Below are 18,042 nucleotides of genomic sequence, written 5' to 3'. Positions count from 1 at the left end.
CGCGAGTCTCGCAGACGGCCGCCGCTGTCAGCTGAGGTTGGCCGGGTCCTCGATCCGCGCGGCGTTGCCGTCGCCGCTGTGCCGGTGGACCGCGGTCACGACCCACAGCAGGACGCCGATCCCGAGCAGCACGCCGGCGGTCTTGTACTGCGCGACGTCACGCTCGACCAGCGGCGAGACCAGGTACAGGCACACCAGCGCGCCCAGCACCGGGATGAAGGTCGGGGCCTTGAAGTGCGGGTGCTCGACGTGGTCGCGGCGCAGGACCAACACGGCCACGTTGACCACGGTGAACACCGCCAGCAGCAGCAGCGAGGTCGTCCCCGACAGCGCCGGCACTCCCGTGATGAACGAGACCAGGCCGAAGCCGAGCAGCGTCGTGAACACGATCGCGACCCACGGCGTGCGACGGCCGGGGTGCACGCGGCCGAGGACCTTCGGTACGACGCGTTCGTTCGACAGGCCGTACACCAGCCGACTGGCCATGAGCATGTTGATGAGCGCGGTGTTGGAGACGGCGAACATCGTGACGAACGCGAAGATCCACAACGGGAACCAGGACGCGCCGGCCTCGACGACCTGCAGCAGCGGGGTCGACCCCTCCGAGAGCTGGTCGAGCGGGACCAGCGCCACCGCGATGATGCCGACCAGGATGTAGATGGTGCCGGTGATCGCGAGGCCGGCCAGCATCATCTTCGGGAAGATCTTCCCGGGGTTGCGGGTCTCCTCGGCCATGTTGACCGAGTCCTCGAAGCCGACGAGGGCGAAGAACGCCAGCGCCGTCGCGCTGCCGACCGCCGTGAAGACCCCGGCGCCGTCGGGGGTCTCGAACTTCGTGACGGCCGACCAGTCACCGTCGCCGCTGCCGAGCGCGATGGCGCCGATGACCAGGATGAACACCAGCCCGGACAACTCGATGAGGGTCAGCACGACGTTGGTCTTCACGCTCTCGCCCACGCCGCGGAAGTTGATCAACGCGACCACCACGAGGAACCCGAGTGCGGCCAGGGTCAGCCCGATGCCGTCCTCCAGCGTCAGGCCGAAGCCGTCCGCGAGGTTGGTGGCGAACGCGCGGGCGGCGGTCGACGCCGAGGTGATCCCGCTCGACAGCACCGTGAACGCCACCATGAAGGTGACGAAGTGGATGCCGAACGCCTTGTGGGTGTAGAGCGCGGCTCCGGCCGCCTGCGGGTACTTGGTCACCAGTTCGAGGTAGCTGCACGCGGTGAGCAGTGCGACGAGGAACGCGCAGCCGAACGGGATCCAGACCGCGCCGCCGACCTCGCCCGCGACCGTCCCGGTGAGGGCGTAGATGCCGGTGCCGAGGATGTCGCCGACGATGAACAGCAACAGCAGGCCCGGACCGAGGACCCGTTGGAGCTCGGGCTCGCGGGAACTCGCGTCGGACTGCGTGGTGGTCACGGGCGTCGACATGCGGTTTACGTTTCCCGTACATATGTGCCGTTTGGCTGTGCGTCACCTGGGAATGTGACTGCAGCGCGAGAGGGCCACCGGACAACTAGAGTCCCCTCCGCCCGGGGTTCGTCCCCCCGTGCCGGGCGGCGGTCGGAGGCAGGCGTGGAGCAGGGGCAGGCACTCGTGCCGCCGGTGCTTCCGGCGCGCCTCGGCGAGGTCGAGTCCTCTTTGCAGGAACTCGCCGCGCTCGCCGCCGGGTCGGTCGGTCTCACCCACGCCCGGATCGTCCGCACGGACGGTGTCGCCGTCACCGGCACCACCGACGCGCTCGGCCTCCCCCACCCGACCGGCTCCGACCCGCTCGTCGTCGCCGACACCACCGCCGACCCGTCGACCGCCGACCTGCCGGCGGTGACGTCCGGTGACGTCGGTGCGTACGTCGGCGTGCCGGTCATCGGGCCGAGAGGTGCGGTGCGCGCGGTGCTCGAGGTCCACGGCCCGCACCCGCGGGTGCTGCCCCCGGACGCCATCGCCCGCCTGCAACGGTTCGCGGCGCTGCTCGCCACCGGCCTCGACAGCCTCGAGCACTACGACGAACTCGAGGGCGACCGACAGCGGTGGGAGCTCGCCGTGTCCGCCGGCGGGATCGGCAGTTTCGACTGGGACCTGGTCACCAACCGCCTCGACTGGGACGACCGGCTCATGGAGCTGTTCGGCTACGACGCCGACGACTTCGTCCCGCACATCGACAGCTTCACGGCGCGGCTGCACCCCGAGGACGTCCCGCCGACCGAGGCGATCATCGCCGAGGCCATCGCCGTCAGTGGTCGCTACCGGGCCGAGTACCGCGTCGTCCGGCCCGACGGCACCGTGCGGTGGGCGGCGGCGCGGGGTCAGGTCATCCGCGACGTCGACGGGCGTCCGGTGCGGATGCTCGGTGTGGCGTTCGACGTCACCGAGGCCCACCAGGCCAGGAGCATGGTGCAACGCACCCGGGACCGACTCAGCCTGCTCGCGGCGGTGAGCTCGGCGCTGGGCGACCACCGCAACCCCGAGCGGGCCGTCAGCAGGCTGGCCTCGGTCCTGGTGCCGCGGCTCGCGGACTACTGCATCGTGTCGCTGGTCGGGGAGGACGGGAAGCTGCGCGACGTCGGCAGCCACCACCCGAGCCGCGACCGCGACCTGCTGCTCGGGCAGTACGCCGAGCACCGGCTGCGGTCGTTGGCGCCGTCGTCGTGGGTCCTGCGTGCGGCGTCGACCGGCCGCATCACCGTGGTCCCGTACCCGTCGTGGGAGAACCTGCTGCCGGCGTTGGGTGATCCGGTCGCGCGGGCCGCGCTCACCGAACTCGGCCCGGCCTTCGTGATCTGCGTGCCGCTGCGCATCCGCGACCAGGTGCTCGGGGTCGTCACCCTGTTCAACGACCTCGACACCGGCCCGTTCGGCGCCACCGACCAGCAGGTCGCGGCCGAGGTGGCCGCGCGGGCCGCCGTCGCGCTCGACGCGGCCCGTTCGTTCGGTCGGCAACGCCGGATCGCCGAGGCCTTGCAGCGCAGTCTGCTCACCGCCCCCGCGGTCGGGCGGCCGTGGGAGATCGCCGTTCGGTACGTCGCCTCGGTCGACGACCTGCAGGTCGGCGGCGACTGGTACGACGCGTTCCCGCTGCCCGACGGCTCGCTGGTCGTCACGGTCGGCGACGTCATGGGCCACGACTCGTCGGCCGCCGCGCGGATGGGGCAGCTGCGTTCGCTGCTGCGTGGGGTCTACGTCGCCGGCTCGCCGTCGCCCGCGCGGGCGTTGGAGCTCGCCGACGAGGCCATGACGCGCTACGCGCTGCCGGGTTCAGCCACGGCGATCGTGGCGCACCTGAGGTCGAAGGCAGACGGCACCGTCGACGTCGAGATGTCGGTCGCCGGGCACCCGCCGCCCGTGCTGGTCGGCGGCCCGGACGGCACCCGCACCGCGTCGGTGGTCACCGACCCGCCGATCGGTGTGCGCGCCGGCACGCGCCGCTCGGTGCAGTTCTCCCTGCAGTGCGGCGAGACCCTGCTCGGCTACACCGACGGACTCATCGAGCGCCGGGACGAGGACATCGACGTGGGCATCGAGCGCCTGCGCCTCGCCGCCGAGGCCGCCGGCCCGGACCCCGAGTCGCTGCTCGGCAGCGTCCTCGCCACGCTCGCCGGCCACCGGGCGGACGACGACGTGGCGATGCTGGCCGTGCGCTGCCCACCCGGGGCGGCGGGCGGCGCCTGACGTCCCAGTCTCGTTCTCGACGTGGCGTGCCTGCTGACGGTGTGAGTTTGGTGGTCCGGACGAAGGGTGGGGCGGTAGTTCCGGCCTGTCGATGAGAGGTCTGGATGCTGCGATGACGTCCTGACCGAGGTGGAGGTGCCGCGGTTGGCATCGCTTGGTGACCTTGCGGTAGCGACCAGCCCCGATCGGCGACGACCGCAGCCATCCCCCAACTCATCGGCGTCGCCGTCACACGGAACCAGAGCGTGAGCAGCACGAGCCGGCACGACCAGTTCCGCCGCGCACACCCGAGCGCCTGGCGATCGGCAACGGGCACCACTAGAAGGGTGGGTCGCCGGGCTCGGGTTCGGGGATCGGGAGTTTCGCCGCGGGTTTGCGGTGCTGCCCGCCGGCGGGATCGGTCCAGATGCTGGAGTTGTCGTCGGGGTCGCGTTCGTGCGACCAGCCGCCTTCGTGTTTGAGGCGGTGGTGACGCCGACACAGGGCGTCGAGGCACTTCTCCCGGGTCTGGCAGCCCTTGTCCCAGTCGTGGCGGTGGTCGAGGTCGCAGGTCACGGCCGGTCGGTCGCAGGTGGGGAACCGGCAGTACTGGTCGCGGGCGATGACGAAGTCTTCGAGGTTCCGCGGCGGGCTGTACGTCTTGCGGCCGTAGTCGAGCAGTTGGCCGCTGGCGGGGTCGGTGAGGATCCGTCGCCAGGTAGCGCAGGAGTCGTAGGCGATCCGGCGGACGGTGGCGGCGTCGATCACGCCGTGACCGTGCAGGAACCCGGGGAGGTCATCGAGGCCCATCAGGGTGGTCCAGCCGACGACCACCTGGATCTCCGGACGCTGCCCGTGCATCCGCGGCGCGGTCGCGAGGTCAGTGCCGGGTTCAGTGCTGGGCTCGTTGCTGGGTTCGGCGCTGGTGTCGACGGTGGTGGGGTGCAGCGGCCGCAGCAGGAGTGCGGCCAGGGCGTCGGCGCGACAGTTGGCGAGGGTGCGGTCGTCGCCGGGGGCGTTGCGGGCCTTCGACGAACGGGCGTGCGCGTCGATGGTCTTCGCGACCGCCTGACCCTGCTCGGCCGGCAGCAACGCCCACAGGCTGCACATGCCGTCGGCTTCGGCCCGGATCCGCACGTCGCGTTCCCGACGCCGGGCCCGGTTACGGGCCTTCGCCCCTTCCGGGTCGTGCTTGATGATCGCGGCCTGCAACGCCCGCTCCAACTGCGACGGAGTCCGCCACCCCGGGTCGTCGACGACCTCACGCTCCACGGTGCGACCCACCTCGGGTTCGACGACCCGCAACGCGTTCGCCGCAACCCGGGCGTGGTGCACCCCGATGGCACCGATCCGCAGCTGCGCCGAGATCGCCGGGGCGACCTCGACCAAGGTGACCGCCTGCATCATCCGGTGATACGCCGACGTGCCCGCCACACCGAGAGCCAGGCCGAGTTGTTCCGCCCACCATTTCCCGGCGTCACCGTCGGGCTCGCCACCGTCGGCGGGGGCGGCGTGGTCGCGGTAGGCGGCGGCCATGACGTCGTTCTGGTGGGCGGTGCAGAACGCGATCATCCGTTCCCACCCGGCCACCGACGCGACCCGTTCCTCGTCGTCGAACCCAAGGGGATCCAGAGCGAGAAGCGCGCGCAACAGGTCGGGCGAGGGAACCATCTCGTCGACCGCGACCATGGTTCGATTCTATATCGAACGACCACGCGTTGCAAGAGAATCAGTCGATGAAATCGAGCAATTCTGGTCGCGGCGCACGAGACATTACCGCCACCAGCGAGTGGCAAACGATCCCGAGGCAACCCCTCGCGCTTCTTGTAGGAGCCTGTCCTTGCGAAAGGAGAACCGCCGCCCACCCGCAGAACCCAGGCCGAGCGAAGACCCGCCGCGCACCTCGTAGGTAGCCGGCACTTTCGAAGCGAGAACCGCCACCCGCGAGCGCGGGTCAGCACCGGCGGAAGTCCACGCGCTTTCGTAGGAGCCGCCGTTGCGAAACGGGAACCGCCACACGCGAGCGGGAACCAGCACGGGCGGGTGGCCACGCGCTTCCCGTAGGAGCCCGTCCTTCCGAAACGAGAACTGCTAGCCGCGACGCGGACGAACACCTCGCGAGACCCACGGTATTTTCCCAGGCGCGCGTTCTTGGCGCGAAAGCAGAACCGCCACCCACAAGCGCGGTCAACACCGAGCGAAACTCACCGCGGATCCCGTCGGAGCCAGCGCTGATGCGACGGAGGCAGGAACGGCTCTGGGTCCAAGTCCACGAACGCTGCCGTGACCGCGCGCGGGGGCCAGGATCGCATCATGCGCCGAGCCGCTGGTCGTCGTGTTCCTCGCCCCGCTCCTGCTGGCCGGCTGCGGGGTCGACGGCAGCAACGAGCCCGATCCGGGTCCCGACCCTGCCCCGTTCGCCGTTTCCGGTAAGCGCCTTCTCGACGGCGGCCCCGGCCCAGCGACCGACGCCGCGGGGCCGACGGGCCTCACAACGCCTTGAGGATGTCGTCCACGCGCGCTTTCGCATCGCCGAAGAGCATCTCGGTGTTGTCGCGGAAGAACAGCGGATTCTGCACGCCTGCGTAACCGGACGCCATCGACCGCTTGAACACGATGACGTTCTTCGCCTCCCACACCCGCAACACCGGCATGCCGGCGATGGGGGAGGTGGGGTCCTCCGCGGCGGACGGGTTGACGGTGTCGTTGGCACCGATCACCAGGACGACGTCGGTGGCGGCGAGGTCGTCGTTGATCTCGTCCATCTCGAGCACGATGTCGTACGGGACCTTCGCCTCGGCGAGCAGCACGTTCATGTGGCCGGGCAGGCGCCCGGCGACCGGGTGGATGCCGAAGCGGACGTCGACACCGCGTTCGCGCAGCCGGCGGACGAGGTCGGCGACCGGGTACTGCGCCTGCGCGACGGCCATGCCGTAGCCGGGGGTGATGACGACCGATGTTGCATCCCGCAACAGTTCTGCGGCGCCCGGGGCGTCGATCTCCCGGTGCTCGCCGTAGTCGGTGTCGGCGGCGGGGCCGGCCTCGATGCCGAACCCGCCGGCGATGACCGAGATGAACGACCGGTTCATCGCCTGGCACATGATGTACGACAGGTACGCACCGGAAGACCCGACCAGGGCGCCGGTCACGATGAGCAGGTCGTTGTTCAGCAGGAAACCCGAGGCCGCGGCGGCCCAGCCGGAGTAGCTGTTGAGCATCGACACCACGACCGGCATGTCACCGCCGCCGATCGAGGCCACCAGGTGCCAGCCCAGCGCCAGCGCCACCGCGGTGACGGCGACCAGCAGCGGCAGGTTCGGCGAGTGCACGAAGAACGCCGTCAGCACCACGAACGCGACCAGGGCGCCGATGTTCAGCAGGTTCTTGCCCGGCAGCATGAGCGGCGAGGACTTCACCCGCCCCGACAACTTCAGGTAGGCCACGATGGAACCGGTGAAGGTGACGGCCCCGATGAAGATCCCGATGAACACCTCGGCGTGGTGGATCCGCAGCAGCGAACCGGCCACCTCGGTCTGGGTCGGGTTGTCCTCGACCGCGAAGTAGCCGTCCCAGCCCACGAGCACGGCCGCGAGCCCGACGAAGCTGTGCAGCAACGCGATGAGCTCGGGCATGCCGGTCATCTCGACGACCCTGGCCCGCCACAACCCGATCGCGGCCCCGATGGCCACGGCGACGACGAGCAGCACGACGGCGACGGCCTCGGCGTCGCGGGTGGCGAGGCCGATGGTCGCGGCGAGGGCGATCACCATGCCGGCGATGCCGAACACCACGCCCTGCCGTGCGGTCTCGTGCTTGGACAACCCCGCGAGCGACAGGATGAACAGCAGGGCCGCGACGATGTACGCGGCCTCGGCGATCGCGGCGGCGCTCACCGGCCACCTCGACTGATCGGGTCACGGGAGAACATCGCCAGCATGCGGCGGGTCACGGCGAACCCGCCGACGATGTTGATCGACGCCAGCAGGATCGCGACGAACGACATGATGCGGATGGCCGTCTGACCGCTGTCGTGGTTCTCGCCGATCTGCAGCAACGCGCCGACCACGATGATCCCGGAGATCGCGTTGGTCACCGACATCAACGGCGTGTGCAGCGCGTGGTGGACCTTGCCGATCACGTAGTAGCCGATGACCACCGCGAGCACCAGCACGGTGACGTGTTCGGGGATCGGTTGCGGAGCGAAGGCCGTCAGCAGCCACAGCAGCACCACGCCGACCCCGACCACGGCGAGCTTGACCCACGCCGGGCGTTCCGCCTTCGCCGCGACGACCGGTGCGGCGGCGGGCGCGGCGGCCTTCGGTGCGGCGGACACCTGGACCGGCGGTGGTGGCCAGAGCTTCTCGCCGTCGCGGACCACGGTGATGCCGCGCTGCACGACGTCGTCGAGGTCGAGCACCACCTGCCCGTCCTTGCCCGGTGTCAGCAGCGCCATGAGGTTGACCAGGTTGGTGCCGTACAGCTGCGAGGCCTGCGCGGGCAGGCGCCCGGCCAGGTCGGTGTAGCCGATGATCGTCACGCCGTTCGCGGTGTGGACGACCTCACCGGGGACCGTGCCGGCGACGTTGCCGCCCTGCGCCGCTGCCATGTCGACGACCACCGAGCCGGGCTTCATGAGCGCGACCTGCTCGGCGCTGAGCAGCTTCGGCGCGGGCCGACCGGGGATGAGCGCGGTGGTGACGACGATGTCGACGTCCGCCGCCTGCTCGGAGTAGATCTCCGCCGCCCGGCGGTCGTACGCCTCCGAGGTCGCCTTGGCGTAGCCGTCGGTCGACACCGGCAGCGCCTCGACCTCGACGGCGAGGAACTCACCACCGAGCGAACGCACCTGGTCGGCCACCTCGGGTCGAGGGTCGGTGGCCCGCACGATCGCGCCCAACGAGGACGCCGCGCCGATCGCCGCCAGGCCCGCGACACCGGCCCCGGCGACCAACACCTTCGCCGGGGGCACCTTGCCCGCGGCGGTGACCTGCCCCGTGAAGAACCGTCCGAAGACATGGGCCGCCTCCACCACCGCCCGGTAGCCCGCGATGTTGGCCATCGAGCTCAGCACGTCCAACGACTGCGCGCGCGAGATGCGGGGGACCGCGTCCATCGCCAGTGCCGTGACCGGCCGGGCCGCGAGCGCGTCGACCAGGTCGGGGTTCAACGCCGGCGCCAGCAGCCCGACGACGATCGCGCCGTCGCGCAGCCGGGCGATCTGGTCGGACGACGGCGCGTTGACCTTGAACACGACGTCGGCCGCGAACGGGTCACCCAGGGTCGCGCCGGCCTCGACGTACGCCTCGTCGGTGAAGCTCGACGCCACGCCCGCCCCGGGTTCGACCACGACCTCGTAGCCCAGCTTCAGCAGGCGGCCCACCGTCGTGGGCGTGGCAGCGACCCGCGTCTCCCCGGCGGCGACCTCGGACACGACCCCGATCAGCACACGTGCTCCCTCCGGTGTCCGCTCGGCGTCGAGCGGACGTGGGCCGGATCATGCCCCAGCCGCGCAGCGCTGGCTGTGTGGCGGGTCACCGCGGGCCGATACCGTTCCCAGGTGCGTGTCGTGCTCGCCGAAGACCTGGCCCTGCTCCGCGACGGCGTGAGCCGCCTGCTGGAGGCCAACGGCTTCGAGGTCGTCGAGGCGGTCGAGCAGGGCCCACGGTTGCTGCGGGCCCTGCTCGAGCACCGCCCCGACGTCGCGGTGGTCGACGTCCGGCTCCCACCGACGTTCACCGACGAGGGCCTGCGCGCGGCGATCGCCGCCCGGGCCGAGATCCCCGGTCTCCCGGTGCTGGTGCTCTCCCAGTACGTCGAGCCCCTGTACGCCCGGGAGTTGCTCGCCGACGGCTCCGGCGGTGTCGGTTACCTGCTCAAGCACCGGGTGTTCGACCTGGTGCAGTTCGTCGACGCCGTCCGCCAGGTCGCGCGGGGCGGCACCGCGATGGACCCGGAGGTCGTGGCCCGGCTGCTCTCGCGCCACGGCTCGGACCGGCCCATCGCGACGCTCACCCCGCGCGAGCGTGACGTCGTCGGTCTGATGGCCGAGGGCCGCTCGAACGCGGCCATCGCGAATGCCCTCGGCATCAGCGAGAAGGCCGTCAGCAAGCACACCAACTCGATCTTCGTCCGCCTCGGTCTCCCGCAGTCCGAGGACGACAACCGCCGGGTGTTGGCCGTCCTCGCCTACCTCGAGAACTGACCCCCGCTCACCGGGCGGCGGCCAGCTCGCGCGGCTCGGGTGCCGCCGCGACCGGGATGGTCCGTCCGGGCCAGCGGATCCGGTCGCCGAGCAGGACCAGCAGCGACGGCAGCACCACCGCCCGCACGACGACGGCGTCCAACAGCACGGCGGCCGCGAGTCCGACGCCGAGCTGCTTCATCTCGACCATGTGCAGGCCCGCGAAGATCGCGAACACCGACACCATGACGACCGCGGCGGCGGTCACCGTCCCGGCCGACCGGCCCACGCCGACCCGTACCGCCTCGCGCACCGACCGCCCCCGCGCCGTCTCCTCGCGGATGCTGTTCACGACGAACACGTGGTAGTCCATCGACAGCCCGAACAGCACCGTGAACGTGAACAGCGGGATCCAGTTGACGAGCGCGCCGGTCGACTCGTAGCCGAACAGGCCGTCCGCCCAGTGATGTTGGAACACCAGCGTCAGCAGGCCGAACGCGGCGCCTGCCGAGAGCAGGTTCATCCCGGCGGTGCACAACGCGAGGACCAGTGAGCGGAACACGAAGGCCGTGAGCAGGACGGTGAGGACGACGACGGTCGCGATCACCCACGGCAGCCGGCTGCTGAGCTGGTGGTCCGCGTCGACGGCCGACGCCGCGTCCCCGCCGACAGCGAACCGTGCACCGGGAACGTCGTGCACGGCGTCCGGGACCAGGGTCGACCGCAGCAGGTCGATCCCCGCGGCCGCGTCGGGCGATTCCTCGTCGAACGGCATGACCAGCTGCAGGTACTGCGTCGTGCCGCTCGTCGACACCGCGACGGTCGGCGTGCCCCCGGCGACGAAGTGCGGGTCGCGACCGGCGGTGGCGCCGACCGCGAGCAGCGCCTCGCGGACCTCGTCCCGCGCTCCAGCGGGCGCCCGGACGACGACGTCGACGCCGCTGTTGCGGTCGGGGAACGCCGTGGTGAGGCGCTCGAGGGTGTGCTTCTGCGCGATCGAGTCCGGCAGCGACTGCACGCTCCCGGACGACAACCTCATCCCCAACGCCGGCAGCGCGACCAGCGCGAGCGCGCCCGCGGACACGGCCAGCGTGCGGCCGGGGTGGGCGAGCGACGGACGCAGGACACGGTTCCAAAGCACGGGTTCGCGCCGGGTCGCGGTCAACCGCCACAGGACGGGCACCCGCGGCCGGTCGATCGCGCGGCCCAGGACGACGAGCAGCGCCGGCAGGACGGTGAGCGACCCGAGCACCGCAACGGCGACGACGATCACCGCGCCGGTGGCGAGCGACGCGAACACCAGGTTGCCGCTGACGTACAGGCCGAGCATCGCGATGACGACGGCGAAGCCCGACACCAGCACGCTGTGGCCCGACGTCTCCGCGGCGATGTCGACGGCGTCGAGCGTGCTGCGCCCGGCTCGGCGTTCGGCCCGGACCCGCTTGACGTAGAACAGCGAGTAGTCGACGCCGACGGCCATCCCCATCAGCAGGATGACGCTCGAGGTCGAGCCCGAGTCCGGGACGACGTGGGAGGCGAGCGCCGAGAGGCCGGTGCCGGCACCGACCGCCGACAACGCCAGGAGCACGGGCACGCCGGCGGCAACGACCGCGCCGAACGCCACCAGCAGGATCAGCAGCGTCACCGGCAGGCTGATCACGCCCGCCGAGGACAGGTCGCTCGCGACCTGGTCCTCGACCGCGGCGTTCACCGACTCGCTCCCGGCCTGCTCGATCCGCAGCTCCGGGTGGTCGCGCTGCACCGTCGTGGTCACGGCCTGCAGCGCGGCGACGTCGGCGCCGGTGCGCAGCGTGACCCCGACGACCACGGCCGACCCGTCGGGTGAGGTCACCGGCGGTGACACCGCCGCGACCCCCGGTGTCGCCGTCATCGCGGTGCGGACCTGACGGGCGACGCCCGCGGCGGTGGCGGCGTCGAGGTCGCCGGACCGGGCCGTGACGAGCACGTCCTCGGTGTCGGGCGCGGTGAGGCCGGCGTCGTGCAGCCAGCGCAGGGCCTGCCCGGACTGGCCGACCGAGGTGTCGACCTCGGTGGCCTCGTGCAGGCCCGCGACCTGGCCCACGGTGACGCAGGCGGCCACGAAGACCAGCCAGAGGGCGATCGCGCGGAGGCGGTGGGTCGCGCTCCACCGCGCGAGGCGGACGGGAACGGTCCGGCGGGCCGGGGTGGTGCGTTCGGGGTGCATGCGGCGTCTCCTGCGGTCGGGTCCTGCTCAGGTCGGGGCCCTTCCGACCCTCCCGGCCCGGCCGCGGCGGCACAGGAGAGTCAGCTCGCCGCGGAGGGTGGACTTTCCTCCACCGCGGCGGGGGAGTCCGTCGGTCACGATGAGGGGGTGAAGCACGAGTTCGTCCGCCGTGTGCGGCTCCTGGTCGCGGCCCTCGCCGCGCTCGTGTCGTCCGTGCTGAGCTTCGTCCTCGGCACCGCGACGGTGGTCGCCCTGCCGCTGTTCGGAGTCTGGGTCGGCCTGCCGTTGTTCGCCGGGTGCGTGTGGGCCACCCGTCGGCTGACGGGCGTGACCCGGCAGGTGCTCGCGGCCCGGTACGGCTACGACCTGCCGGTGCCGTACCTGCGCCCCGGCGGGGAGGGCGTGGTGGCCGCCCTCCGCACGACCTTGCGTGACCCGGCGACCTGGCGCGACCTCGCCTGGCTGGTCCTCGACGCCACGGTGGGTCTCACGTTGGCGGTGCTCGCGGTGGTCGAGGCGCTGCTCGACCTGCTGTTCTGGTTCCTGCCGGCCGGTCTGTCGCTGCGGCTGTCCGCCGGTCTCGGCGCGCTGCTGCTCGGGCCGACGGAGACCGCCCGCCTCGCCGTCCGTGTCGACGAACTGGCTCAGTCCCGTGCCGAGACCGTCGACGTCCAGGCCGCCGAACTGCGGCGGATCGAGCGCGACCTCCACGACGGGGCCCAGGCCCGGCTGATCTCCCTCGGCATGAGCCTCGCGCTCGCCCAGGCCCGGTTCGACGACGACCCGCCGACCGCCCGCGCGCTCATCGGCGAGGCGTTGGAAGCCAGCCGGACCGCCGTCGCCGAACTCAGCGACCTCGTGCGGGGCATCCACCCGCCGGTGCTCGCCGACCGTGGGCTCGCGGGTGCGGTGCAGGCGTTGGCACTCACCTTGCCGGGCGACGTCTCGGCCGAGGTCGACGTGCCCGCCCGGCTGCCCGCACCGGTCGAGTCCGCGGCCTACTTCGCGACGGCCGAGGCGCTGACGAACGCCGTGAAGCACAGTGGCGCCCGCCGGGTCCGGGTCAGCGTCGTGCACCGCGACGAGCAGTTGCGCATCGTGGTCGAGGACGACGGCCGGGGAGGCGCGGACCCCTCGCGGGGCAGTGGGTTGCGAGGGATCCAGCGCCGACTGAGCGCGTTCGACGGCTCGCTCGCCGTCGTGAGTCCGGTGGGTGGCCCGACCCGGCTCGAGATCGCGCTGCCGGCGGTGCCCGCGGCGAGCGCCGTGGTGCCCAGCGGGGCCGCCCGGGCGTTGACCGGCGCCGCGCGTCCGGAGCTCACGACCGGCTGAGCACCCGGCGCCCGCCCGTCCGACCTGTGCGCCGCCCGTGCGGGACACTGGACCCGTGCGCGTGGCGATCCTCGGGGAGCTCGAGGTGTGGGACGCGGACGGCGTCGCCCGGGCGGTGCCCGGCGGCCGGGTGCGTGCGCTGCTGGCCCGCCTCGCGCTCGACGCCGGCCGGGTCGTGCCCACCCACGTCCTCGTCGACGAGGTGTGGGGGAGCGTGCCGCCCGCCGAGCCGGCCAACGCCCTGCAGAGCCTGGTCTCCCGGTTGCGGCGCATGCTCGGCGACGGCGGCCTCGTCGTGCAGGAAGCCGGCGGCTACCGCCTGGCGCTGTCACGTTCCGACGTCGACGCGCTGCGCCTCACCGATCTGCTGGCGGAGGTCGCACGCTGCCACGACTCGGCCACCCGCGACGCACTGCTGCAGCAGGCAACGGAGCTGGCGCGCGGTCCGGCGGTGCCGGAACTCGACTCCTCCCACGAGGTGCGGCTGGGGGAACTCGTCCTCGCCGCCCACGAACAGCGACTCGCACTCGACCTCGCCGATCCCGACGCCGATCCGGCCGACCTGGTCCGCCGGGCGGGTGACCTGACCCGTGCCCACCCGCTGCACGAACACCTGACGGCGCTGCTCATGCGGGCCCTGCAGCGGCAGGGGCGCACCCCCGACGCGCTCGGGATCTACGACCAGCTCCGGCGTCGACTGGCGGAGGAGCTCGGCACCGACCCCTCGACCGAGCTCCAGGCGCTGCACCTCGAACTGTTGCAGGATGCACCCGCTCCCGCACCGCGACGGGCCCGGCGCACCAACCTCCGCGCGAGCCTGACCAGTTTCATCGGCCGCGACGACGAGGCCAAACGGGTCGACACCCTGCTCGAACAAGGCCGGCTCGCCACCGTGGTCGGCCCCGGCGGAGCCGGCAAGACCCGCCTGGCGGGCGTCGTCGCCGCGGGGTGGGTCGACCGCATGGCCGACGGCGTCTGGTTCGTCGAGCTCGCGCCCGTCACCGACGCCGCCGCCCTGCCGCAGGCCTTCCTCGGCAGCCTCGGCGTCCAGGTCCGCGACGTCCTGGAACGGCGTGCCGAGCGGCCGGCGCTCGGTTCCCGCGACCGGCTCACCGACACCCTGGCCGAGGCGACGTGCCTGCTCGTGGTCGACAACTGCGAACACCTCATCGGGGCCGTCGCCGACCTGGTCGACGAGTTGCTCGCCGAGTGCCCCGGTCTCCGGGTGCTCGCGACCAGCCGCGAGCCGCTCGGCATCGACGGCGAGGCGTTGTGCCTGCTCCCGCCACTGCTCCTGCCCCGGCCGAACGCCGATCCCGCGACCGCGCTGCGTCACGCCTCGGTGGCGTTGTTCGCCGACCGGGCCCGCGCGGTCGACGCGTCCTTCACGGTCGACGCCGGCACGGTGCACGACGTCGTCGACATCGTCCGACGCCTCGACGGCCTCCCGCTCGCGATCGAACTCGCGGCCGCCCGGCTGCGGGTGCTCCCGGTGACCGCCGTCGCCGAGCGTCTGAGCGACCGGTTCCGGCTCCTGACCGGCGGCAGCCGGACCGCCATGCCGCGGCACCGCACGCTGCGCGCGGTCGTCGAGTGGAGCTGGGACCTGCTCTCACCCGACGAACGGGCCCTGGCCGAGCGGCTGGCGGTGTTCCCGGGCGGGGCGACGGTGTCGTCCGCGGCCGCGGTGGGCGCCACGGCGGGACTCGACGAGGTCGAGGTGGCCGACCTGCTCGACGCCCTGGTCGACAAGTCGCTGCTGCGCGTCGAGACCGCGGACGGCCTGCGTTACCTCATGCTCGAGACGATCCGGGAGTACGGCGTCGAGCGGCTCGTCGCGGCGGGCGTGGTCGACGAGGTCCGGCGCGCCCACGCGTTGCACTTCGCCGCGCTCGTCCACGAGGCGAGCCCCCACCTGCACACGGCCGACCAGTTGCCGTGGATCGGGCGGCTCGAGGCCGACATGGACAACGTCCTCGCCGCGCTGCAGCACCTCGTCGCGACCGACGACGGTGACACCGCGGTCGCGCTCGTGTCCCGACTCGCCCTCTACTGGCTCCTGGTCGGGCAGCACACGGAGTCGAGCACGTGGGTCCGGGCGTCGCTCGGCGCTCCCGGTGGCGACGCCGCCGACCGGCTGCTGTGCGAGTGCCTGATCGCGGTCAACGCGTTCGCCGGCGGCGTCGGGGTGAGCCCCGAGGACGACGTCGCGGTGGGGCCGGACGCGCTGGTGGAGCTCGGCCGTCGCATCGACGCGTACGGCCTGGACCGCGACCACCAGGAGCTCGTGCTGATGCGCCCGATGCTCGAGTTCTTCACCGGACGGGCCGAGCAGATGCGGGTGCTGATGGACGCTTCGCTGCAACTCGCCGACGACTGGACGGCGGCCGCGATCATCATGTTCCGCGGCAACCTCGCCGAGAACGAGGGCGACATCGAGGGCATGCGCCGCGACACCGAGGCGGCGTACGAGCGGTTCGAGCGGCTGGGTGAGCGGTGGGGGATGGCTTCGGCCCTCACGTCCTGGGCGCAGCTGAACACCCTTGACGGCCGGTTCGACGCGGCGATCGCCCAGTACGAGCGAGCCGAACGTCACCTGGCCGAGTTCGGTGCGGTCGGCGACCTCGTGTTCGCCCGGGCGCGGGTCGCGGAGCTGTACCTGCGCCGGGGGGACACCGAGGCCGCGCGGCGGGAGTGGCGCCGGATCTCGGAGGTGGCGACCTCGCGGCCGGAACGGCTGCTCGCCGACAACGTCCTCGCGGCGATCCTCCGGATCGACGGCGACGTCGACGGGGTGCGCACGGCCCGCGACCGGATGCTGGACCACGTCCAGGCGCTGGGGCCGCTGCACCCCCTCAACGGCCACATGACCGCCATGACGCTGTCGTCGGTCATCAGCCTGGATCTCTGGTTGGGCGAGGACGACGCCGCGACGGCGTTGGTCGCCGACGCCTACGTCGCCGGGGTCGGGACGAAGGACATGCCCGTGCTCGCCGGGGTCGGGCGAGCCGTCGCCGTCTGGCTGCAGCACACGGGCCAGCCGGTCCCGGCGGCCACCGCGCTCGGGGCGTCGGAGGTGCTGCACGGCCGGCTCGACGCCACCGACCCGCGCGTGCAGGAGCTCATCGGGCTGCTGCGCGCGGACCTCGGTGACGACGGTTTCGCCGCGGCGTTCGAGACGGGGCGGCAGCTGCCACGCGACGCGGCCGCGGAGGCGCTGGACCCGCGCCCGTACCTGTCGGTCACGGCTCCCTGACGACGTCGCCCGGATCGGTCTCCGGTCGGAACCCGCGCCAGCGGGGGTGCCGCAGCCGGTCGTCGGGCGTCCACTCGCCGTACGCGACCTCGGCCACCAGCACCGGCTCGACCCAGTGCGCGTCGCGGGCGTCGGCGCGGGGGACCGCGGGGTCGAACGGGGACTCGTCCCGGACGATCGTGGCCAGACGCTGCTCGAGGTCGGCGAGCACCCCGCCGGCGATGCCACTGCCCACGCTGCCGACGTACCGCAGGCCGTCGCCGTCCGGGATGCCCATCATCAGCGCACCGAGCCGTCCGGCCCGCGAGTTCCTGCCCGGCTTCCACCCGCCGATGACGACGTCCTGCGTGCGGACGTTCTTCACCTTCACCCACGCCGGTGACCGGCGCCCGAACGCGTACGTCGAGTCCAGTCGTTTCGCCACGACACCCTCGAGCAGCAGGTCGCGGCTGGCGGCGAGGGCGTCGGCACCGGAACCCTCGATGCGCGGCGGGGTCTGCCAGTGGGGGCCGTCGAGTTCGAGGGACTCCAGCAGTTCCCGCCGGGCCGAGTAGGGCAGTCCCAGCAAGGAGTTCCCCTCCAGGTGCAGCACGTCGAACACCACCAGCGTGACCGGTTCCTGCTGCGAGAGCGTGCGGGCGCGGGCGGCGCCGGTGACGTGCATCCGGTTCTGCAGGCGGGAGAACGACGGCCGGCCGGTGTCGTCGAACGCGACGATCTCGCCGTCGAGGAGCAGTTGGGTGGTGCCGACCTCGCCGCCGAGGTGACGCAGTTCGGGGTAGCTGCGGGTGACGTCGTTGCCGGCGCGCGACCGGATGGCGACCCGGCCGCCCTCGATCGTCACCAGCGCCCGGACGCCGTCCCACTTCAGCTCGTACGCCCAGCCGTCGTCGGAGCGGGGGAGGTCGCCGGGGGTGGCGAGCATGGGCGTCGGTGCATCGGGCAACGGTTGCCAGTCCGGCCGGGCCGGGGCGTCCATGCGGTGGATCATCCAGTTGTCCTTGGTCCCGCCGCCGTACCGCTTGCCCTTGCCGTCGGTCCGGAACAGCACGAAGCGGCCCTGGGTGCGGTGCCCGTGCAGCACGAACTTGACCTCGCGGTTGGTCCACTTCTCGGTCTCGTAGGTGCCGGAGTCCCAGATCGTCACCTGGCCCGCGCCGTACTGCCCCTCACCGATGTGGCCCTCGTAGGTCGCGTACTCCAGCGTGTGGTCCTCGACGTGCACCGCCAGGTGGTTGCGTCGCGGGTCGGCCGGCAGACCTTTCGGCACGGCCCACGACACCATGACGCCGTCGTGCTCGAGCCGCAGGTCCCAGTGCAGGGCGGTGGCGTGGTGCTCGTGCACGACGAACACGTCGTCCTCGCCCCGCGGCGCGGTGGGCGGCACGGTCTCGTGGTCCACGACGTCGAGCCTCG

General features: G+C 72.3%; 10 protein-coding genes. 4 read left to right on the top strand and 6 right to left on the bottom strand.

The features are described from left to right. Window positions 1–27: 27 nt before the first annotated feature. Window positions 28–1,434: an APC family permease gene (locus ACXR2U_RS08320; RefSeq protein ID WP_458824504.1), complete on the bottom strand. Its 1,407-nt coding sequence runs from the start codon at window positions 1,432–1,434 to the stop codon at window positions 28–30. A gap of 144 nt (window positions 1,435–1,578) precedes the next feature. Between ACXR2U_RS08320 and ACXR2U_RS08315 the strand changes: the two genes are divergently transcribed. Next, window positions 1,579–3,672 (top strand): SpoIIE family protein phosphatase, encoded by a 2,094-nt coding sequence (locus ACXR2U_RS08315; protein WP_458824503.1) that lies wholly within the window; start codon window positions 1,579–1,581, stop codon window positions 3,670–3,672. Window positions 3,673–3,990: 318 nt separating this feature from the next. On the opposite strand, the gene ACXR2U_RS08310 is transcribed toward ACXR2U_RS08315, so the two are convergent. The 3 genes from ACXR2U_RS08310 to ACXR2U_RS08300 all read right to left on the bottom strand — a co-directional run bounded on the left by ACXR2U_RS08310 (window position 3,991) and on the right by ACXR2U_RS08300 (window position 9,097). Beyond that, complete coding sequence (locus ACXR2U_RS08310) at window positions 3,991–5,340, bottom strand: HNH endonuclease signature motif containing protein (RefSeq protein ID WP_458824502.1); 1,350 nt, start codon at window positions 5,338–5,340, stop codon at window positions 3,991–3,993. A gap of 800 nt (window positions 5,341–6,140) precedes the next feature. Beyond that, complete coding sequence (pntB, locus tag ACXR2U_RS08305) at window positions 6,141–7,544, bottom strand: Re/Si-specific NAD(P)(+) transhydrogenase subunit beta (RefSeq protein ID WP_458824501.1); 1,404 nt, start codon at window positions 7,542–7,544, stop codon at window positions 6,141–6,143. Then, window positions 7,541–9,097, bottom strand: a complete 1,557-nt coding sequence (locus ACXR2U_RS08300) for a Re/Si-specific NAD(P)(+) transhydrogenase subunit alpha (protein ID WP_458824500.1) — start codon at window positions 9,095–9,097, stop codon at window positions 7,541–7,543. The genes pntB and ACXR2U_RS08300 overlap by 4 nt, the downstream gene beginning before the upstream one ends. Before the next feature lie 111 nt (window positions 9,098–9,208). Between ACXR2U_RS08300 and ACXR2U_RS08295 the strand changes: the two genes are divergently transcribed. After that, on the top strand, window positions 9,209–9,853 hold the full coding sequence (locus tag ACXR2U_RS08295; RefSeq protein WP_458824499.1) for a response regulator transcription factor: 645 nt from the start codon (window positions 9,209–9,211) through the stop codon (window positions 9,851–9,853). 7 nt (window positions 9,854–9,860) lie between these two features. On the opposite strand, the gene ACXR2U_RS08290 is transcribed toward ACXR2U_RS08295, so the two are convergent. Then, window positions 9,861–12,038 (bottom strand): MMPL family transporter, encoded by a 2,178-nt coding sequence (locus ACXR2U_RS08290; RefSeq protein WP_458824498.1) that lies wholly within the window; start codon window positions 12,036–12,038, stop codon window positions 9,861–9,863. 147 nt (window positions 12,039–12,185) lie between these two features. Between ACXR2U_RS08290 and ACXR2U_RS08285 the strand changes: the two genes are divergently transcribed. Then, entirely contained in the window at window positions 12,186–13,370 is a 1,185-nt protein-coding gene (locus ACXR2U_RS08285; RefSeq protein ID WP_458824497.1) for a sensor histidine kinase, read from the top strand. A 55-nt stretch (window positions 13,371–13,425) separates the two neighbouring features. Further along, entirely contained in the window at window positions 13,426–16,626 is a 3,201-nt protein-coding gene (locus ACXR2U_RS08280; RefSeq protein WP_458824496.1) for a BTAD domain-containing putative transcriptional regulator, read from the top strand. Here ACXR2U_RS08280 and ligD read toward each other — a convergent pair. Then, a complete protein-coding gene (gene ligD, locus ACXR2U_RS08275; RefSeq protein ID WP_458824495.1) occupies window positions 16,613–18,028 on the bottom strand; it encodes a non-homologous end-joining DNA ligase in 1,416 nt (471 codons plus the stop codon). The two genes, ACXR2U_RS08280 and ligD, sit on opposite strands and share 14 nt — an antisense overlap. Between the last annotated feature and the right edge of the window lie 14 nt (window positions 18,029–18,042).

This window comes from Jatrophihabitans sp. YIM 134969 (assembly GCF_054456675.1).
Note: the sequence above shows the minus strand (reverse complement) of the source record. Positions and strands in the feature narration are given on the sequence as shown.